The sequence below is a fragment of the Halomonas sp. BM-2019 genome, assembly GCF_017584085.1.
The window spans coordinates 1,412,024-1,430,614 of sequence record NZ_CP071922.1 but is presented as its reverse complement, the minus strand read 5'-3'; the positions used below and the strand labels follow the sequence as shown (position 1 = coordinate 1,430,614).

Here is an 18,591-nt window from a genome sequence, read left to right as displayed (position 1 = left end):
GGCAGAGGCGCTCGCGCTGTTCCCGGGCCCGCTCGTTCAGCCAGTCGTGAAGCGCCCGTCGAGTGCTCGCCCCCAGCGGCGGCGGCGCCTGCTCCAGGCTCTCCAGGAAGACATCGAGATCGCGCAGGTCACTGGTGGCCTGGGCGCGCTGCTTGAGCGCCTTCAGCCGCTTCTTCAGCCCGGGTGCCTTCCCGCTCCCGGATTGCCGGACGGTGGCCAGCACGGCCTCGCCGATGGCCCGGCTGCGGCGCAGATTGACGCGGTACTGATGCAGAAACTCGGGATCGATGCCGGCCATCACGCCGGGCTCCAGGGCCCGAACCAGACGATAGAGATGGCCGAGCTGCCCATGGAGGCGGCCGGCCAGGTCGGCCTTGCGCAGGTCCGGCGGCGCCGGCGCCCGGCGCAGGAAGAGCGCATGGCTGACCTGCTCCGGGATCAGGCACGCCAGCCGCTCGGCGCCGTGCTGCTCCAGCGCCTGCCAGGACTCCCCCGGCAGGCTGAGGTGCAGCACCCCACCGGTGGGCAGGTCCTCCGGTGCCTCGGAGCTGAGCCAGCGGGCCAGCTCCAGCAGCGCCGGATTATGGCCCACCACCAGTAGCCGCCGGATGCCGTCGGGTAGCCGCCGCAGCCAGGCCAACAGTGCCTCACCGTCGAAGGTGTAGAGCGCCTCGTCGAAGTGGGCCACCGAGCCCAGGGTGCCCTCGGGCAGTGCCTCGACCATCGACTCAAGGGTCTCCCGGGTGCGCCGGGCGGGGCTCGAGAACACCTCGCCCTCGAGGGCCTGCCAGCGCGCCAGCACCGGCGCCATGGCCACCGCCTGGCGCAGGCCCCGCTGGCTCAGGGCCCGCTCGGCGTCAGGCAGCTTGCCGCCACCGCGTTTCGCCTTGGCGTGGCGCAGCAGAAAGAGCTCCAGCATGGGGGGACTCCGCCGTGTGACATCCCTTTCAGCTTAGTCTTCCGGCCGCGCCGCACGCTCACTAGCTGGAGCGCGCCAGGGACATGACCATTCGCCGGCGAGAGCGCCACCAGCAGACGGTGAATGTCCGCAAAGCCCATCCAGCAGCGAGAGCTTCCCTGTCTCTCTGGGCCGGGCCCGGACTCGGTGAAACGAAACGCCAGTCTCGTCTATGCTGCATCAGTCACGTCAGACTTGACGGAGAGCATCATGAAGGGATGTGCGTTGCGGGGTGTGCATTACCTGGGCCTGCTGCTGTTGGCACTTGCCAGCCCGGCGCTGGCCACCGAGGTCAACTGGCCACGAATGGCCGACTCGGCGGACGGCGTGCCGATTGCCTACGAGGTGCAGGGCAGCGGCGAGCCGACGCTCGTCTTCATCCATGGCTGGAGCACCGACGGGCGTTACTGGCGCGGGCAACTGCCGTACTTTTCGCAGACTCATCGAGTGGTGACGATCGATCTTGCGGGGCACGGCCACTCCGGCATGGGGCGTGACGCCTACACCCTGCCAGCCTTCGGGGAGGACGTGAAGGCGGTGTTGGACGACCTGCAGGTGGAGCAGGCGCTCCTCATCGGACACTCCATGGGCGGGCCGGTCAGCGTGGAAGCGGCACGCCTGGTGCCGGAACGCGTCATCGGCATCATCGGCGTAGACACCTTCCACGACATGGCCGCGGAGATCAGCCAGGAGCAGCGCGATGTGCTGCTGGAACCGCTTCAGGATGACTTTGCCTCGGCCGCACGCCAGTTCGTGGCGTCGATGTTCATCGATAGCACCGATGCCAAGCTGCGCGAGTGGATCATGCATGACATGGCGGCCGCACCGCCCGAGGTGGCTATCAGCGCCATGGAAGACATGCTGTCGCGGCATGCCGATGGTGAAGCGACAAGGCATTTCGAGGAGCTGACGATACCGTTGGTGGCGATCAATGCCGACCTGTGGCCAACCGACGTTGACGCCAACCGGCAGCTGTTGCCGGAGTTCGACGCCGTGATCATGGAAGAGACCGATCACTTCCTGCACATGGCCAAGCCGGAGGCCTTCAATCGTGAGCTGGAACGAGTGATCGGCACACCACCATGACGTCGCTGCTCGAATCCGATGTTGCCAAGCCCCGAGCAGCCAGAAAGATCATGCCGGCCATCTCGGCATATGGCAGCAAAAACGACCAGAAGCCCAACCTTGAAAAGCCGATCGCTCCGCCAGGCGAGGGCGGCATGGTATACTTCTTGCTTTGAATAGTTGCTGCATGAAAGCTCACGAGGGCCTACCCGGCCCGAGTGTGATTCGGCGCCCTACCCTGGCGCCCCGATCAAGGAGATACACCATGTCCCCTGCCCCCCTGACCCTGATGGTGGCCCGACGCGTCTCCCGCGGCCGCTACACCGATTTCACCGCCTGGCTGGAGGAAGGCCGCGCGCTGGCCGCCGACTTCAGCGGCTACCTGGGCTCCGGCGTGCTGGCCCCGCCGCCTGGTGACGACGAGTACCAGATCATCTTCCGCTTCCGTGATGCCGATACCCTGGCGGCCTGGGAACACTCCGCCTCGCGTCGCGCCTGGCTGGCCCGCGGCGAGGGGCTCTTCGTCGCCCCCCAGGAGCACCGCGCCACCGGCCTGGACGGCTGGTTCCAGGACGCCACCGGCCAGACGCCGCCGCGCTGGAAGCAGGCCATCGCCATCTGGCTCGCCTTCTTCCCGGTATCGCTGCTCTTTCAGGCGCTGTTCGGCGGCCTGCTCGCGGGGCTGCCGCTGCTCCCCAAGGTGCTGGTCAGCACCCTCGCGCTCACCCCGGTGATGGTGTTCCTGTTTATCCCGCTCTCCATGCGCCTGCTCGGCCCCTGGCTGCGCGGAGAGGTCTCCATCCTGGCGCGCCTGAGCCGTCGGATGCACCAGCGCGGGGCGTGAGGCTGGGCGGGCCATGGGCAGTCATGGCACCGTCAGGCAACGCCGATGTGAGTAGTCAAGCCGAAACAGGTACGATATTCTGTACGGTACAGAAAATCGTACATGAGATACCCATGGAAGCCATCAGCTATACAGCCGCACGCAGCCAACTGGCCCAGACCATGCAGCAGGTCTGTGACGACCATGCACCGCTGATCATTACCCGCAGCAAGGCGCCTTCGGTGGTGATGATGTCGCTGGAGGACTACGAAGCCCTACAGGAAACCGCCTACCTGCTGCGCTCGCCGAAGAACGCCCGGCGTCTTCTCGAATCCATCGCACAGCTCGAGGAAGGGGGCGGTCTGGAGCGGGAGCTCATTGAGGAATGAAGCTGACGTTCTCGGAGCACGCCTGGGAGGAGACCCTCTACTGGCAAAAGGCAGACAAGAAGGTACTGCGCCGGATCAACCAGCTGATCAAGGAAATTCAGCGCACCCCCTTCGAGGGTATCGGCAAGCCGGAACCCCTGAAGCATGGCCTTGCCGGCTACTGGTCCCGGCGCATCAACGATGAACACCGCCTCGTCTACAAGATCAACGAGGATGCCGTACTGATCGCTCAGCTGCGCTATCACTATTGAATAGACAGTCGCTCCACCCATCGCTCAACTCGATCCGGCAGCTTTCGCCCTTTGCTACCGGCCTGCACCCAGATACTTGACCCGGCAAAGGCTCGGTCGGCGAAGACATCGAGCAAAAAATAGTCAGCAAAATCCGCGTGAACCCTCGCCCACTCGGGCGGGGAGGTAAGCGGGCAGTGCGATAGCACGGCTGGGTTGGCGGCATTGGGCTCGTCAGCATACACTGTACATACATCCATTTTCCGATGATTTTCCATGCGGAAGGCCACCAAGATACGCCTCTACCCCACGACCGAGCGGCCGAGTTTCTAAACCGCCAGTTCGGCGCGGTGCGCTTCGTCTACAACACCGGCCTTCGCATCATGTCGCATCGCTACAAGCGTCACGGGCAGTCGCTGAGCGCCAAGCACGACATCAAAAAGCTGTTGCCGGTAGCCAAGAAATCGCGCCAGTACGGGTGGCTGCGTGACGCTGATTCCATGGCCTTGCAGCAGGCGTGCCTGAACCTCGATCATGCCTTCGCCCATGGCTTGATATGAGAGGCCACCAGTAGACTGGTATTTCCACAGCTTGTGACAGCACACGCATTGCCCCAATACGCCAGCAGGCTCTTACGGAAGTCACCCTGTCCAATTCGGGACCTGACGATTGACTCTCTTTCTGTCTCCTTGCGACGATTGAAATCGTTCACGTTCCCTTCAAAGTCGCCTTCCTGGCGCATCTGCGCTACCAACATCCAGACGAATGAGTGTGCATCCAGCAGCCTGACTGGGTTGCTCAATCGCCCTTCCAGCAGCAGTCGAACCTGGTTGATCGCATCCAGAAAGCCGACGTAGTTCTCCCATGAGCACTTCGCACTGGTCTTGTGCTCCACGCCCAGCAGTTCAAACGCCTGGTCGAAACTTCGGGTTGCGATGGGAAGGTAGCGGCTCGAGTCCTTGAGGAACATGAGATAGGCGAGAAGCGAGTATTTCCTGCCGAGAAGCCTCACCAGCTCGTCAAAGCATGAGCCATCCCTTTCCTGCTGGTAGAGGTTGTAGAGTGTGCGCTCCACCTCTTCCAGAAGCGCCTTGTCATCCTGGGCAAGATAGAGACCATGGTGAGGGCGCACTTCTTCGCCGTAGCGCGCCTGCCAGGGTACGGTGTTATTGCCGGGAAGCTCTATCGCCGAAATGATCGAGCGAACGATCTGACCACTGCCGATATCCGACTCCTTCCATGACTCAGCATCCAGCCTCCCTCTCCCTTCGAGATGAAGGTTCTTCTTGTAGCCCTCCTCCCTCTCGAGGTACTCGTTACACTGGAAGCCAGTGAGCTTCTGGCCGGACTTTCGCTCCACGAAGTCGGAGAAAAGCCCGAAAAGAAAATCGAACTTGTACGGATCGACCTGTATTCCCTGCACGGCTCAACCTCCCTGGATGCCTGTCTCGTTCTTCTTGTCTTGACTCACGCCTCATGGGGCTCGTACAGCCTCGCCTGAAACCCGATGAAGACGTCACGGATATTCTCGACGCTGCCGAGCTCGGCGATGGCGTCGGTGGGTGTCTGATATTTCAGCTGGATCAGGTTCGGCAGCCGCTCCTGGGCGAGCACGGCAACGCCGCTTTCGACGTAGTGGTCCAGGATAAAGCTCAGGAACTCGCGCTGGCGGTAGTCGTACTCCGCGAACAGCTGGCTGCGGTGGGTAGCGACCCGCTCCTCGCGGCTGATCGGCGGCAATGCAAAGGCGACGTAGGCCAGTACGTCGAAGAGGTCGCTGTTCTCGGCATCCACCATGCGTGCAATATCGCGCAGCTGCTCGCTGCCATAGCCCTTCTCAGCCAGGCGATCCAGCAGCCCCTGGCGGGTATCCGGGCGGCTCCACAGCTCGCGCAGGGTCGCCTCGTCCTGGAACAGAGCCGGCAGGTCGCCGTACAGCCGGCGGATGAAGTCGGCGGCGCTGATCGGTGTGCCGTCGGGGCTCCAGAAGCTGCTCGCGCTCATGTGCTGCAGCTGGCAGTACTTGCCCGGCGCCAGCTCGATCTCCACCACGGGCCTGCCGCCCCCGCCGTCGCACTGGCAGGGCGACTCACTGCACACCAGGCAGGGCTCCGGCGGTTCCTTCTCGCAGGTGCAGAGGCGGTTGCCACAATGTTCGCAGGGCTCAGGCGGCGTGATCGTGCAGATGCAGGGGCTCTCGCCGCAGCGGCCACAGGGTTCGGGCGCCATGGGCTCGCCATCCCACTCGGGGTCGTTGAAGTGCTCGTAGGCCCGCACGAAGTCAAGGATGGTGAAGTGGTCCTTGCCGTCGAACAGTCGCGTGCCGCGGCCGATGATCTGCTTGAACTCGATCATGGAGTTCACCGAGCGCATCAGCACGATATTGCGGATGTTGCGGGCGTCCACGCCGGTGGAGAGCTTCTGGGAGGTGGTCAGGATGGTGGGAATGGTCTTCTCGTTATCCTGAAAGCGGCGCAGGAAGCGCTCGCCCTCGGCCCCGTCGTCGGCCGTCACCCGCACGCAGTAGTTGGGATCGGGGTGCGTCTTGGCCTGGTTGATCAGGTCGCGCACCGCCAGGGCATGCTCCTGGTTGGTGCAGAACACCAGCGTCTTCTCGCGCGGGTCGATCATCTCCATGAACACCTGCACCCGGTACTTCTCGCGCGCCTTGATCCTGATGAGGCGGTTGAAGTCGGCCTCGGTATAGCGCCTGCCCTGCTCCACCTCGCCCTGCACCACCTCGTCATCCGGGGTGTAGACGTAGTCGTCCAGGGTGGTGGCGATCTGGCGCACCTTGAACGGCGTCAGGAAGCCGTCGTTGATGCCCTCCTTCAGCGAGTAGACGTAGGCCGGCTCGCCGAAGTAGGCGTAGGTGTCGGTGTTGGTGGTGCGCTTGGGGGTGGCGGTCAGGCCAAGCTGCACCGCCGGCGCGAAGTACTCGAGGATGGCGCGCCAGCTGCTCTCGTCGTTGGCGCCGCCGCGGTGGCATTCGTCGATGATGATCAGGTCGAAGAAGTCCGGCGGGTAGTCGCCGAAGCTGGGTGCCGGGTTGCCTTCCGCATCGCGGCCGCTCATGAAGGTCTGGAAGATGGTGAAGAAGAGGTTACCGTTCTTGGGCACCCGCCCCTGCTTGCGGATCGCGTCAGGAGCGATACGCACCAGGGCATCCTCTGGGAAGGCAGAGAAGCTGTTGTAGGCCTGGTCGGCGAGGATATTACGGTCGGCCAGGAAGAGGATGCGCGGCCGGCGCCGGGTCTCCTTGTCGCCCTGCCAGGCGGCCAGGTTCCAGCGGCTGTGGAACAACTTCCAGGCGAGCTGGAAGGCGATGGCGGTCTTGCCGGTGCCGGTCGCCAGCGTCAGCAGCACGCGCTGGCGGCCGACGGCGATCGCCTCCAGCGCCTGGTTGATGGCGTTGTGCTGGTAGTAGCGCGCCTGCCACTGGCCGCCGTTGTCGTGGAACGGCACCTCACCGAAGCGCTCGCGCCACGGGTTGGGCTCGGGGAAGGTCTCGGCCCAGAGCGCCTCGGGCGAAGGATACCCGACAACCGGTCCTTCCTTCCCGGTGTGCATATCGACCCGGTAGAGCCCCACCCCGTTGGTGGCATAAGCGAAGCGGGCCTGCAGCCGTTCGGCGTAGCGCTTGGCCTGGGCCAGGCCCTCGGTGACGGGAAGGTCACGCTTCTTGGCCTCGATTACCGCCAGCTTCTGGCCCTTGTAGAAGAGAACGTAGTCGGCGATGTCGCCGCGCGTACGTTTCCCGGCGCCCTGCAGCCGCCCCAGGGTGATGACCTCGCGGCGGACCCGGCTTCCCGCCACCACGCCCCAGCCGGCCGCCTTCAGGGCGGGGTCGATCAGCTCGGCGCGAGTGTCGGCTTCGTTCATGAGCGGCTTCCCTGAGGTGCGTTCCCTGCGTCCTTGAGTACCCTTCGGCTCACTATCTCGATTCGGCGGCGGCTTGTCCAACCATGGGCAACGTGTAAGAGATCCTTACAAGCTGCTCGATCGACAGCGGCCCCCTGACTCGCCGACGCACGGTGACACTGGCCCTTTGGCCACCCATCTGCTCGAAGAGCGAACTGCCGATGAAAACTCGATAAAGAAACCACGAGCCCGGAAACCTAGGCTAACCTATTGTTTTTTCTAACATAGCCTAAGAGACGATGCCTAGCCCTCCTCCTGGAATCAAAACCCGATCAAGAAATCAGGCCCAGATGGGCACATAGCCGGCACGTGGGTGCTCTGGGTCCGCAACCTTGATCAACCCAGCATGCTGTGCTTTCTTGATCACCGCCGAGGCCTGGGAGGCGTTCCTGGGGTCGATGCCAAAACGTTCGCACAGGGTTGCGTTCTTCATCCGCTCCCCACCGCTGAGGAACTTCAGCACGGCATGCTGATAGCAGGCACGAATTCGCTCGTCCGGCGTCATGTTGGCAAAGGTCCGAGGGCCGTAGAGCACCACCTGCATGGAGTCGTCACCTTCCCGGAACAACGGCGGTGGCAACTGGTAGAGCTCAACCTCGGCGACTACCTTGTCCAGCCCGCTGCCCTGTTCCTCGCAGAATCCCATGCGGCGCATCAACGAGGCCAGAGCCTCATTCCGGGATCGAGGCGGAAGATCGATCATCCGCTCAGCCTGGATGAGCGGGCGACCGGGGTTGGTAATTTCCATGCGATCTTCGAATATCTCGATCTGTGGCCCAGCCCCCGTTACCGTCATATCCTGGTGAATCAAGGCGTTCGCAACCAGCTCGCGCACGGCGAGCTCTGGAAAGAGTGGCCGAGACTCACGCAGCGCGCGGCCAATGTGCTCATTGTGCGGTACCAGGTCATTGATGTAGTCGACCAGTCCCTCAAAGCCACAGGCATATCCTTTCTTACCGTCCAGGCGATGGGTCACTGTGGCGGCACGATTACGGCCATCGTAGACGACCAGCCGGACGGCCTTACGCGACAGAGATGCCTCGAAATCTTCCAGGCGCGCCGCGAATAGCAGCGCCCCCAGGTTCGTGATGTTCCATCGCTGTCCCACGTCTTTCCCGATCAGGCGATCCGCCAGCAGTCGCTCGAAGATCCCCGCACGATTATCGGGTAACGGCTGCTTGGTATATCGGAAGTACTGCGCGTAATCGAGCAGTTCGAGCACGTCGTCGCCGGTGACATACTGGCGCGCAATACCGTGCTCCCAGGTGTAGGGGCGCAGTGAGTCGATAAGCTTTGCATAGCGCTCGGGATACTCGGTTAGCTTCGGGGTGGTGCTACCGATCCGTATATAGGCGATATTCTTGAAAGCGACAGGAGCACTGGTAGCGGCCGGGACTTCCAGCATAACAACTCGCCCCTCCGGATGGCCAATCACGCGGAAGGTGAAGGCTACGCTGGGCTGCAACTGCTGGGCGAGCCAGAGCTGGAGCTCCTGTCCGCCGACTCGCTGGCCATCGGGATCGAAACGGGTGCCGACCACTTCATGGGTCGCATCATCGATGCCCCACAGCATATAGCCGCAGTCCTGCCCATCGATTCGCGCCGCATTGGCCAGTGCCGAGCACCGCTTGCCGATGACGTCCGGGTCGACGTTGTCCTTCTTGAACTCCAGCCAAGACAGCTCTGCCGGGCGGACCCGGAGATCTTCGATCAGGTCGATATCGCGCAGATCGCTCATGCCGTCGCCTCCTCCACCGCTGCTTCGACCTCACTGGCCGTCAGCTCGCCGGAGAAGGCCTTCTGCAGCAGGGACTGCTTGAGCTCGGCGAGTGCGGTCAGTTTCTGCCGGTAGATCGCTTCGAGTCGCTGCCTCTCTTCCCAGAGTGCATTCAACTTGTTAGCCACACTGGCCTGCTCTTCTTGGGAGGTAGGATAGACAACCGAGATCGCACAGAGCTTCTTGGGGGAGGTATGGCGCACCTTGGCACCCGAGGCCGTCGCCTGAACCGCTGCGCGGAATGTCGGCGTGTTGAACTGGTGAAAGAAGAAGTCATTGTGCCACTCGACACTCTCCTTTACCTGAATTAACCCCAATCGCTGATTGTGCAGGTAGCGATTCGGCTCAGGAACGATAAGAGAGCTTCCCAGCAGACCCGCCGCCTGTTCGGTCATGGCAAAGAGAAAGTCTTCCTTTTCCAGAATATAGCCGTCTGGAATCTCTCCTTCGTAATATTTGGTCTTCTTTCCTTGGTCACGAAAACCACCATGCTCCCAAAAGGAGCCCGGCGTCAGTACGATATAGTCACCCTCAGTGGTAAAGAACTCACTCTTGAAAGCGAAGCCATGCTTGATAGTACAGAGCTCACCCAGATCAACTGAATGCCATCCTTCCACTTGGCTTCCGAAGATATCGTCTCGGTAGCTCTCAAAAATCTCCCGCACATTGGCGAGATTCTTTTCGGTATTGGCAACAACCGTATCGATCCCCGCAAAGGCCTCGTCAAGAATAGCGACAATACGCTTCTGCTCGCCAGGGGAGGGCATTGGCAGTTGCAATGACTTTATAAATGGAAGCTTTACACCCTTGACCGTAGCGCCGGTGCCTTCCGACACGATTTTATCGGAAACACTTTGAAACCAGCGAAGCAAGAATCGTGTATCGACTTTATCGGATTTCGGAATCACGGCCCGCAGGTCTTGATTTATTGCTGTATCTTGAGCAAGAAGACAGGCCTTCCCAAGACCAACCCGCGTTGCAATCACGACACTTCCACTCGGCATGACTTTCGTCGAGCTGCTTTTTACGGCGTCTTCTGAAATCCGAAACTCTGTGCTGTACAACACCTCACCGCGCATATCTCGAACAGTCGCCCAAGGGATACTGCCTTCGTAAAAAGCTGAATTTCGCTTAGACGGCGTACCGCCGCCGACAACATCACAAACATCGCCCAAAGGCTTGTAAGTCCAGTTTGATCTCACAGCATCCCCCGAATCCCTTCCAGGATCTCCTCGGCCTCGCGGTCCAGCGTCTCGATCTCGTTGATGATCACCTCGGGGTCGCGCAGCGGGGCTGCTTCCGCCTTGCTGGGGTTCTTAACCGAAAGGTCGAAGCTGTCGCGGTCCAGGTCATCGACGCTGACCTTCCAGGAGTTGTCGGAGTCGGCGAAGCTGGCCTGCAGAGTGACAAACTCGGCCAGGTCGTCGTCGTTGAGCGGGTTGGTCTTGCCCAGGCTGCGGCCGGGATCGAGCTGGTAGTACCAGATATCGCGGGTGGGGGCGCCCTTCTCGAAGAACAGCACCACCGTCTTCACGCCGGCACCGAGGAAGGTACCGCCGGGGCAGTCGAGCACGGTGTACAGGTTGCAGCTCTCCAGCAACTCCTGGCGCAGCGCCTTCGAGGCGTTGTCGGCGTTAGACAGGAAAGTGTTCTTGATTACCACCGCAGCACGGCCGCCGGCCTTGAGCCGCTTGATGAAGTGCTGCAGGAAGAGGAAGGCGGTCTCGCCGGTCTTGATCGGGAAGTTCTGCTGAACCTCCTTGCGCTCCTTGCCGCCGAAGGGCGGGTTGGCGAGGATCACGTCGAAGCGGTCCTTCTCCTGCAGATCGGCGAGGTTCTCGGTCAGGGTGTTGGTATGCACCAGGTTGGGCGCCTCGATGCCATGCAGGATCATGTTCATGATGCCGATGACATAAGGCAGGCTCTTCTTCTCCTTGCCGAAGAAGGTATGGTTCTGCAGGGTGTCGAGCTGGTCGGTGGTGAGCCGGCGCGGCTCGTCGCTATTGATGCCGTAGCGCAGGTAGTCGTGGGCCTCGCAGAGGAAGCCCGCCGACCCCGCCGCGCCGTCGTAGATGCGCTCACCGATACTGGGGTCGATCACCCGGATCATGGCGCGGATCAACGGGCGCGGGGTGTAGTACTCGCCGCCGTTGCGCCCGGCGTTGCCCATGTTCTTGATCTTGGCCTCGTAGAGATGCGAGAGCTCGTGCTTCTCGGCCTGGGAGCGGAACTGCAGGCTGTCCACCAGTTCCAGGGCATCGCGCAGGCTGTAGCCGCTCTGGAACTTGTTGCGCACCTCGCCGAAGATCTCGCCGATCTTGTACTCGATGGTATCCGGCCCGCTGGCGCGCTCGCGAAAGCCCTGCAGATAGGGGAAGAGCTCGCGGTTGACGAAGTCCAGCAGGTCGTCACCGGTCAGAGCGCGGTCGCGATCCAGGTTACCGTCGCGATCACGGGGCGCCGCCCAGCTGGACCACTGGTAGGGCGTGTCGATGATGAAGTCGAAGGACTTGCCGGCCAGGGTGGCGTTGATGGCGCGGCTCTGCTCCAGGTCGTCCAGGTACTTGAGGAACAGCAGCCAGGAGGTCTGCTCGGTGTAGTCCAGCTCAGTGGCACAGCCGGCCTCTTTCCAGAGCACATCGTCGATATTCTTGAAGGTCTGCTCGAACATGGGGGTTCGCGGGTCCTAGCGATGAGAATCGTGGGGGCAATGCTACGCCGCAGCACCGGAAGGCGCCAATAGCGCTGCGAGGGACGATCACGGAGGTGAACGCCATTCACTCCGCCCGCCTCTTGGCTCCTTATTTTAATTTCGGCCCGAAATTAAAATAAGCGACCACACTATTTTAGCTTCCAGCGTCCCCGGTGGGGCTTACCGCGCCACGACATGTCGACGTGACCCTCCTCCCCATCACGCAGAAAGCCCGGCACGCGGGCCGGGCTTGCTACTTCCAGGGGCAGACGCCGACTCAGCCGAACCGGTCGTGGCCGTTATCAAGGAAGGGGTAGTCGGTGTAGCCGGCTTCGGCCCGCTTGGCGGCCGTGATAGGCTTTCCCCCATCGATACCAAGGAGCGCGCCATGACCGCCGCCGAGATGCTCGACCGCCTGGTGGGCTTCCCCACCGTCTCCCGGGATTCCAACCTCGACTTGATCGCCTTCGTGGAGGCCTTCCTCGACGAGCACGGCGTGCCGCACTGGCGGGTGGAGAGCGACGATGGCAAGAAGGCCAACCTGCTGGCGCGCATCGGCCCGGACGTGGCCGGCGGCGTGGTGCTCTCCGGCCATACCGACGTGGTGCCAGTGGACGGCCAGCCCTGGTCCACCGACCCCTTCGCACTGGTGGACAAGGGCGATGGTCGCCTCTACGGCCGCGGCACCTGCGACATGAAGGGCTTCATCGCCTGCGCCCTGGCCGAGGTGCCCCGCTGGGTCGAGCGCGACCTGCAGAAGCCGATCTGGCTGGCGCTCTCCTACGACGAGGAAGTCGGCTGCATCGGCGCGCCGCGCATGATCGAGCGGCTGATGGCCGAGCATCCGCTGCCCGCCGCGGTGATCGTCGGCGAGCCGACCCTGATGCACCCGGTGGTGGCCCACAAGGGCGCCACCAACCTGCGCACCACCGTGACCGGGCGCGCCAGCCACTCCAGCCAGGTCAACCAGGGGGTCTCGGCGATCCACGTGGCGGCCCGGCTGGTCACCTACATCGAGGAGGTGATGGCCGAGCTCAGGGCCGAGGGGCGCGTGGACGAGGCCTTCAACGTGGTGCACTCGAGCCTGCACGTGGGCAAGATCGCTGGCGGCACGGCGATCAACATCATGGCCCGGGAGTGCACCTTCGAGTGGGAGATCCGCCACCTGCCGTCGGACCGCGTCGAGGAGCTGCTGGGCCGGGTCAACGCCCGAGCCGCCGAGCTCGAGGCCGAGATGCAGCGCCGCGCCCCGGAGGCCTCCATCGTCACCGAGGCACTCAACGAGACGGTGCCGGCACTCGCCGACGACAACAATGCCGAGGTGCTCGCCCTGTGCCATGCGCTGCTCGGCGAGCGCCCCGCCGGCGCAGTGGCCTACGCCACCGAGGCGGGGCAGTTCCAGCGCCGCGGGCTGCCCACGGTGATCTGCGGGCCGGGCAGCATCGGCCAGGCCCACCAGCCCGACGAATATATCGAGCAGGAGCAGCTCGAGGCCGCCGCGCGCTTCATGACCGCGCTGGGCGAGCGGCTGCGCCGTGACTAGCCCCTACATCCGCTCGAACCCCCGCCGGCGCTCCCAGTCCGTCACGGCGCTGAAGAAGGCGTCGATCTCGATATCCGCCATGTTGAGGTAGTGCGCCACCACCTCGTCGCCGAAGGCCGCCCGGGCCAGCGAGCTGTCGGCGAACAGCTGGCGGGCCTCGAGGAGGTGGCTCGGCACTCGGGGCCCGTCGCCCAGGTAGGCGTTCCCCTGGCAGGGCGCCTCGAGGGTCAGTTCGCGCTCGATGCCGTCCAGCCCGGCGGCGATCATGGCCGCCAGCGCCAGGTAGGGGTTGACGTCGCCCCCCGGCACCCGGTTCTCGATGCGCAGCGCCGGTGCCTGGTGGCCCACCAGGCGCAGGGCGCAGGTGCGGTTGTCGCGCCCCCAGGCGATGCGGGTCGGGGCGAAGCTGCTGCTCGCGAAGCGCTTGTAGGAGTTGATATTGGGGGCGAAGAACAGCGTCAGCTCCCGCAGGTTGGCCAGCAGGCCGGCCACGAAGCGCTCGCCCAGGGTCGACAGGCGATCGCCCTCCGCCATCACCGGGCTGCCGTCCTCGGCGCGCAGGCTCATATGGATATGGCAGGAGCTGCCCTCCCGCTCGTTGAACTTGGCCATGTAGGTGACGGAGTAGCCCTCCTGGGCGGCGATCTCCTTGGCGCCATGCTTGTAGATCGCATGGTTGTCGGCCGCCTGCAGGGCGTCGGCATAGCGAAAGGTGATCTCATGCTGGCCGAAGTTGCACTCACCCTTGGATTCGAGGGGATTCAGGCCGGCGGCCCGCATCTCGTTGCGCAGGCGGCACATCAGGGGCTCCAGGTTGTCGGTATCGAGCAGCGAGTAGTCGACGTTGTAGCGCGTGGCCGGGGTCAGGTCGCGGTACCCCTTGTGCCAGGCCTCGGCGAAGCTCTCCCGGAAGAGGATGAACTCCAGCTCGGCGGCGGCCAGCGCGGTCAGGCCGAGCGCCTCGAGGCGCTCGATCTGACCGCGCAGGATCTGCCGGGGGGAGACCGCCACCGGGGCGTGGTCGGCCCAGGCCAGGTCGCACATCACCAGGGCGGACCCCGGGTGCCAGGGCAGGCGACGCAGGGTGTCCAGGTCCGGCACGAACAGGAAGTCGCCGTAGCCGGTGGCCCAGGAGCCGTGGCGATAGCCCTCCACGGTGTTCATGTCGATATCGGTGGCCAGCTGGTACAGGCAGCCTTCGGCCTCGCCCTGGGCCACGTCAGCCAGGAAATGCGCGATGGCCATGCGCTTGCCCTGCAGGCGCCCCTGCATGTCGGCCATGGCCACCACCACGGTATGCAGCTCGCCGCTCTGCATGCCATGACGAAGGTGCTCGAGTGTCAGCCGGCCCTGGCGGGGTGTGGCGGTCATGTGGCTCTCCTGTGGGTTCGCGTCTGGCCTGGGCCGCCGGGTCTGAGCGGGATGCTGAGCGGGTGGCCGTGTTCGGTGTCTGTCAACATAGATGACAGCGCCCGGGCGCGCGTCAACGCTGCCCCCGAGCCGGCGAGAGGTCGGCCGAGTGATCGGCAAGTGCGCGCCGCCGGAGGTTGCCAGCGCCGCCAAGGCTTCCTAGCTTGGATCTGGCAGGCACCAGCAGAGGAGCGACCCACCCCATGGCGGTACAACGGACGATTTCCCCCATCGATGGCAGCATCTACGCCGAGCGGGAGCTGGCCGACGAAGCCACCGTGGCCGCCGCGCTGCAGGCAGCGGCCGAGGCCCAGCGCGCCTGGCGCGAGGTTGCCCTCGAGGAGCGCGCGCGCTACTGCTTGGCGATGGTCGATGCCTTCGTGGCCCGTCGGGAGACGCTCGCCGAGGAGCTGACCTGGCAGATGGGCCGCCCCATCGCCGTGGCCGGGGGCGAGATCGACGGCTTCGCGGAACGGGCGCGCACCATGATCGCCCTGGCCGGGGAGGCGCTGGCGCCGATCCGCCTGGCCGACCGGCCCGGCGTCACCCGCTACATCACCCGGGAGCCCCTGGGCGTCTCCTTCGTGGTGGCGCCCTGGAACTACCCCTTCCTGACGGCGGTGAATGCCATCGTGCCGGCGATCATGGCGGGTAACGCGGTGCTCCTCCGCCACTCGGCCCAGACCCCGCTGTGCGCCGAGCGCATCCAGGAGGCCTTCGAGGCGGCGGGGCTGCCGCCGGGGGTCTTCCAGCACCTCCACCTCTCCCACGCGGCCACCGAGCGTCTGATCCGCGAGGGGGGCATCCAGCATGTCGCCTTCACCGGGTCGGTGGCGGGCGGCGGCATGGTGGAACGCAACGCGGCGGGGCGCTTCCTGGCCAGCGGGCTGGAGCTGGGCGGCAAGGATCCGGCCTATGCCCGGGCCGATGTGGACCTGGACGAGGCCGTGGCGGGCATCATGGATGGCGCCTTCTTCAATTCGGGGCAGAGCTGCTGCGGCATCGAGCGGGTCTACGTGCACCGGGCGATCCTTGCCCCCTTCGTCGAGCGCGCCGTGGCCTGGGTGCGCCAGCTGCGGCTGGGCAACCCCACCGACCCCGCCACCACCCTGGGGCCGCTGGTCAGGCCGGCCGCCGCCGATTTCGTGCGTCGCCAGGTCGAGGACGCGGTGGCGGCCGGTGCCCGGGCCTGGATCGACCCCCGCGACTACCCCCGTTCCCGGCCGGGCAGCGCCTACCTGGCGCCCCAGCTGCTCACCGAGGTGGACCACCGCATGCGCGTGATGACCGAGGAGAGCTTCGGCCCGGTCGTGGGCATCATGCCGGTGGACACCGACGAAGAGGCGATCGCCCTGATGAACGACAGCGACCTCGGCCTGACCGCCGCCGTGTTCACCCGCGACATCGCCGCCGGCGAAGCGATCGCCCGTCGCCTGGCGGCCGGCACGGTGTTCACCAATCGCTGCGACTACCTGGACCCGGAGCTGGCCTGGACCGGGGTCGGGCGCTCGGGGCGCGGTTGCTCGCTCTCCCGGCTGGGCTACGAGACGCTGACCCGGCCCAAATCCTTCCACCTCAAGCACTGAGGCCCCTGCCGCCGAGACGAGGTCTTCCATGAGCCAGGACATGCAGCGCTTCACCATGGGCTGGAACTATCCCGCCCCCATCCTGACCGGGGCAGGTCGCATCCGGCTGCTGCCCGAGCTGTGCCGGGAGCTGGGCATGACAGCGCCGCTGCTGATCACCGACCCGGGGCTGGCGAGGCTGCCGATGGTCGAGGGGATCGTCCATCAGGCGCAGCGCCAGGGCCTGGCGATGGCCGTGTTCAGCGACATCAAGGGCAATCCCACCGGCGATAACGTGCGGGCGGGGGTGCAGGCCTTCCGTCGCGGCGGCCACGACGGGGTCGTGGCCCTGGGCGGCGGCTCCGGGCTGGATGCCGCCAAGGCGGTGGCGCTGATGGCGCGCCAGCGCGACGGGCTGTCGCTGTGGGCCCTGGAGGACGTGGGCGACAACTGGCAGCAGGCCGATGCCGCCGCCATCCTGCCCTGCATCGCCGTCCCCACCACCGCGGGCACCGGCTCGGAGGTGGGCCGGGCCGCGGTGATCACCGACGAGCAGGCCCGGGTGAAGCGCCTCATCTTCCACCCCGGCATGATGCCGGATCGAGTGATCCTCGACCCCGAGCTGACGCTGGGGCTGCCCGCCCCCCTGACCGCGGCCACCGGCATGGACGCCCTCTCCCACTGCCTGGAGGCCTGGTGCTCGCCCCGCTATCACCCCATGGCCGAGGGGATCGCCGCCGAGGGCATGCGCCTGATCCGCGACTACCTGCCGCGGGCCTACGCCGACGGCGGCGATCGCGAGGCGCGGATGCAGATGCTGGTGGCCTCGCTGATGGGCGCCACCGCCTTCCAGCGCGGGCTGGGCGCCATGCACGCCCTCGCCCACCCGCTGGGCGCGCTCTACGACGCCCACCACGGCACCCTCAACGCGGTCCTGATGCCCTATGTGCTGCGCGTCAACCAGCCGGCGATCGGCGAGCCCATGGCGCGGCTGGCCCGCTATCTGGCGCTGCCGGAGCCGGGATTCGACGGCGTCCTGGGCTGGGTGCTCCAGCTGCGCCGCGACCTGCGGATCCCCCATACCCTGGCGGAGCTGGGCATCGATACCGCCCAGGCGGCGCGCGTGGGGCGCATGGCCGCGGCAGACCCCTCCTCGGCCACCAATCCCGTCCCCCTGTCGGCATCCGACTACCGCGAGCTGTTCGTGAACGCCTGCGAAGGCAGGCCGTGACGCCGGCCCGGCCGGCACCAGAAGAGGAGGCGGCCGATGCTGATCGGACTCCTGCAGTGTGACGACGTGGCGCCCGAACTGATCGGCCGCCACGGCAACTATCCGACGATGTTCCAGCGCCTGTTCCAGCGGGTGGACCCGGACGTGCGCTTCCGGGTCTGGCGCTGCCTGGATGGGGAGATACCGACCGACCCCGACGCCGTGGATGCCTGGATGACCACCGGCTCGAAGTTCGGCGTCAACGACGGCCACCCCTGGGTGGATGAGCTGGCCGCCTTTATCCGCCTGCTGTGGCGGCACGGCAAGCCGCTGGTGGGGATCTGCTTCGGCCACCAGCTGATCGCCAGGGCGCTGGGCGGGGCGGTGGAGAAGAGCGCCAGGGGGTGGGGAGTGGGCATCTCCTTCAATCGCGTCGGCGAGCGCGCCGAGTGGATGAGGCCCTGGCAGGAGGCGCTCGACCTGGTGGTCAGCCATCAGGATCAGGTGGTGACGCTTCCCGAGGGGGCCAGGGTCCTGGCGGGCAGCCCCTTCTGCCCGGCCTACCTGATGCAGATCGGCGATCACTTCCTGGGGGTGCAGGGCCATCCGGAGTTCGCCAGGCCCTATTCCGCCGACCTGATGGCGCTGCGCCGTGCCGCCATCGGCGAGGAGCGGGTGCGCGAAGGGCTGGCGTCACTCGCCGCCGCAGCGGACGACGAGCTGATGGCGCGCTGGATACTGAACTTCATCCACCACGCCAGGTCGCGCCCCCCCGAGTGAGGCCGCGCATTCTGGTCAATGCCGCTCGCCCACCGGCGGCGCGGGTTCGCCGCGCTCGATGCTCCGTTCCGCGGCGGCATCGCGCAGGCGCCGGGTATCCGGCGCGCCTTCGGCGACCTTGCGGCGCTGCCGGTAGAGGTCGCGCAGGCTGCTGATCAGCATGGCGGCGACGATCAGGCCGCCGCCCACGAAGGCCAGCGCCGCCGGCACCTCGCCGACCCACCACCA

The 18,591-nt window shown here is 65.3% G+C and carries 17 protein-coding genes and 1 pseudogene; 10 read left to right on the top strand and 8 right to left on the bottom strand.

Annotated features, from left to right (window positions below; genetic code table 11):
• Nucleotides 1-919: CHAD domain-containing protein (locus J5F18_RS07190; protein ID WP_346301593.1), on the bottom strand; the 919-nt coding region annotated here is incomplete at its 3' end.
• A gap of 249 nt (nt 920-1,168) precedes the next feature.
• On the opposite strand from J5F18_RS07190, the gene J5F18_RS07185 reads away from it, so the two are divergent.
• From J5F18_RS07185 to J5F18_RS07160, 6 genes are all read left to right on the top strand, one after another.
• Nucleotides 1,169-2,044 (top strand): alpha/beta hydrolase, encoded by an 876-nt coding sequence (locus tag J5F18_RS07185; RefSeq protein WP_346301592.1) that lies wholly within the window; start codon nt 1,169-1,171, stop codon nt 2,042-2,044.
• Entirely contained in the window at nt 2,041-2,199 is a 159-nt protein-coding gene (locus J5F18_RS07180) for a hypothetical protein (RefSeq protein ID WP_346301591.1), read from the top strand. The genes J5F18_RS07185 and J5F18_RS07180 overlap by 4 nt, the downstream gene beginning before the upstream one ends.
• 89 nt (nt 2,200-2,288) lie before the next feature.
• Nucleotides 2,289-2,867 carry an antibiotic biosynthesis monooxygenase gene (locus tag J5F18_RS07175; protein WP_346301590.1) on the top strand — a complete coding sequence of 193 codons (579 nt, stop codon included), beginning with the start codon at nt 2,289-2,291 and terminating at the stop codon, nt 2,865-2,867.
• A 113-nt stretch (nt 2,868-2,980) separates the two neighbouring features.
• Nucleotides 2,981-3,235, top strand: coding sequence for a type II toxin-antitoxin system prevent-host-death family antitoxin (locus J5F18_RS07170; RefSeq protein ID WP_346301589.1), 255 nt, complete (start codon nt 2,981-2,983; stop codon nt 3,233-3,235).
• The gene (locus J5F18_RS07165; protein ID WP_346301588.1) at nt 3,232-3,486 is read left to right on the top strand and encodes a Txe/YoeB family addiction module toxin; all 255 of its coding nucleotides are present in this window, start codon (nt 3,232-3,234) and stop codon (nt 3,484-3,486) included. Before J5F18_RS07170 ends, J5F18_RS07165 begins: the two co-directional genes overlap by 4 nt.
• Nucleotides 3,487-3,731: 245 nt before the next feature.
• Nucleotides 3,732-4,025 (top strand): helix-turn-helix domain-containing protein, encoded by a 294-nt coding sequence (locus tag J5F18_RS07160; protein WP_346301587.1) that lies wholly within the window; start codon nt 3,732-3,734, stop codon nt 4,023-4,025.
• Here J5F18_RS07160 and J5F18_RS07155 read toward each other — a convergent pair.
• From J5F18_RS07155 to J5F18_RS07135, 5 genes are all read right to left on the bottom strand, one after another.
• Nucleotides 3,998-4,888, bottom strand: a complete 891-nt coding sequence (locus tag J5F18_RS07155) for a hypothetical protein (protein WP_346301586.1) — start codon at nt 4,886-4,888, stop codon at nt 3,998-4,000. The two genes, J5F18_RS07160 and J5F18_RS07155, sit on opposite strands and share 28 nt — an antisense overlap.
• A gap of 44 nt (nt 4,889-4,932) precedes the next feature.
• Nucleotides 4,933-7,347, bottom strand: a complete 2,415-nt coding sequence (locus J5F18_RS07150) for a DEAD/DEAH box helicase family protein (protein WP_346301585.1) — start codon at nt 7,345-7,347, stop codon at nt 4,933-4,935.
• Nucleotides 7,348-7,666: 319 nt separating this feature from the next.
• The gene (locus J5F18_RS07145; protein ID WP_346301584.1) at nt 7,667-9,124 is read right to left on the bottom strand and encodes an ATP-binding protein; all 1,458 of its coding nucleotides are present in this window, start codon (nt 9,122-9,124) and stop codon (nt 7,667-7,669) included.
• A complete protein-coding gene (locus J5F18_RS07140) occupies nt 9,121-10,365 on the bottom strand; it encodes a restriction endonuclease subunit S (RefSeq protein ID WP_346301583.1) in 1,245 nt (414 codons plus the stop codon). The genes J5F18_RS07145 and J5F18_RS07140 overlap by 4 nt, the downstream gene beginning before the upstream one ends.
• On the bottom strand, nt 10,362-11,834 hold the full coding sequence (locus J5F18_RS07135; RefSeq protein ID WP_346301582.1) for an N-6 DNA methylase: 1,473 nt from the start codon (nt 11,832-11,834) through the stop codon (nt 10,362-10,364). Before J5F18_RS07135 ends, J5F18_RS07140 begins: the two co-directional genes overlap by 4 nt.
• A 409-nt stretch (nt 11,835-12,243) precedes the next feature.
• On the opposite strand from J5F18_RS07135, the gene argE reads away from it, so the two are divergent.
• Complete coding sequence (argE, locus tag J5F18_RS07130) at nt 12,244-13,398, top strand: acetylornithine deacetylase (RefSeq protein ID WP_346301581.1); 1,155 nt, start codon at nt 12,244-12,246, stop codon at nt 13,396-13,398.
• A gap of 3 nt (nt 13,399-13,401) precedes the next feature.
• Here the strand turns inward: argE and J5F18_RS07125 are convergent, their stop codons facing one another.
• The gene (locus tag J5F18_RS07125; protein ID WP_346301580.1) at nt 13,402-14,769 is read right to left on the bottom strand and encodes a glutamine synthetase family protein; all 1,368 of its coding nucleotides are present in this window, start codon (nt 14,767-14,769) and stop codon (nt 13,402-13,404) included.
• A 242-nt stretch (nt 14,770-15,011) separates the two neighbouring features.
• Between J5F18_RS07125 and J5F18_RS07120 the strand changes: the two genes are divergently transcribed.
• From J5F18_RS07120 to J5F18_RS07110, 3 genes are read left to right on the top strand one after another with little or no spacing between them, the layout of a single operon-like run.
• Nucleotides 15,012-16,394 (top strand): aldehyde dehydrogenase family protein, encoded by a 1,383-nt coding sequence (locus J5F18_RS07120; RefSeq protein WP_346301579.1) that lies wholly within the window; start codon nt 15,012-15,014, stop codon nt 16,392-16,394.
• Between the two features lie 28 nt (nt 16,395-16,422).
• On the top strand, nt 16,423-17,604 hold the full coding sequence (locus J5F18_RS07115; RefSeq protein WP_346301578.1) for an iron-containing alcohol dehydrogenase: 1,182 nt from the start codon (nt 16,423-16,425) through the stop codon (nt 17,602-17,604).
• Between the two features lie 36 nt (nt 17,605-17,640).
• Nucleotides 17,641-18,363 carry a GMP synthase gene (locus J5F18_RS07110; RefSeq protein ID WP_346301577.1) on the top strand — a complete coding sequence of 241 codons (723 nt, stop codon included), beginning with the start codon at nt 17,641-17,643 and terminating at the stop codon, nt 18,361-18,363.
• A 15-nt stretch (nt 18,364-18,378) separates the two neighbouring features.
• Here J5F18_RS07110 and J5F18_RS07105 read toward each other — a convergent pair.
• Nucleotides 18,379-18,591 (bottom strand): annotated as a pseudogene (locus J5F18_RS07105) (EamA/RhaT family transporter); the annotation flags it as partial.

Coding starts and splice junctions, on each gene's coding strand:
- J5F18_RS07150 (WP_346301585.1), bottom strand. CDS start 7,347: ATGAACGAAGCCGACACTCGCGCCGAGCTGATCGACCCCGCCCTGAAG.
- J5F18_RS07170 (WP_346301589.1), top strand. CDS start 2,981: ATGGAAGCCATCAGCTATACAGCCGCACGCAGCCAACTGGCCCAGACC.
- J5F18_RS07145 (WP_346301584.1), bottom strand. CDS start 9,124: ATGAGCGATCTGCGCGATATCGACCTGATCGAAGATCTCCGGGTCCGC.
- J5F18_RS07160 (WP_346301587.1), top strand. CDS start 3,732: ATGATTTTCCATGCGGAAGGCCACCAAGATACGCCTCTACCCCACGAC.
- J5F18_RS07165 (WP_346301588.1), top strand. CDS start 3,232: ATGAAGCTGACGTTCTCGGAGCACGCCTGGGAGGAGACCCTCTACTGG.
- J5F18_RS07135 (WP_346301582.1), bottom strand. CDS start 11,834: ATGTTCGAGCAGACCTTCAAGAATATCGACGATGTGCTCTGGAAAGAG.
- J5F18_RS07110 (WP_346301577.1), top strand. CDS start 17,641: ATGCTGATCGGACTCCTGCAGTGTGACGACGTGGCGCCCGAACTGATC.
- J5F18_RS07175 (WP_346301590.1), top strand. CDS start 2,289: ATGTCCCCTGCCCCCCTGACCCTGATGGTGGCCCGACGCGTCTCCCGC.
- J5F18_RS07120 (WP_346301579.1), top strand. CDS start 15,012: ATGGCGGTACAACGGACGATTTCCCCCATCGATGGCAGCATCTACGCC.
- J5F18_RS07180 (WP_346301591.1), top strand. CDS start 2,041: ATGACGTCGCTGCTCGAATCCGATGTTGCCAAGCCCCGAGCAGCCAGA.
- argE (WP_346301581.1), top strand. CDS start 12,244: ATGACCGCCGCCGAGATGCTCGACCGCCTGGTGGGCTTCCCCACCGTC.
- J5F18_RS07125 (WP_346301580.1), bottom strand. CDS start 14,769: ATGACCGCCACACCCCGCCAGGGCCGGCTGACACTCGAGCACCTTCGT.
- J5F18_RS07185 (WP_346301592.1), top strand. CDS start 1,169: ATGAAGGGATGTGCGTTGCGGGGTGTGCATTACCTGGGCCTGCTGCTG.
- J5F18_RS07115 (WP_346301578.1), top strand. CDS start 16,423: ATGAGCCAGGACATGCAGCGCTTCACCATGGGCTGGAACTATCCCGCC.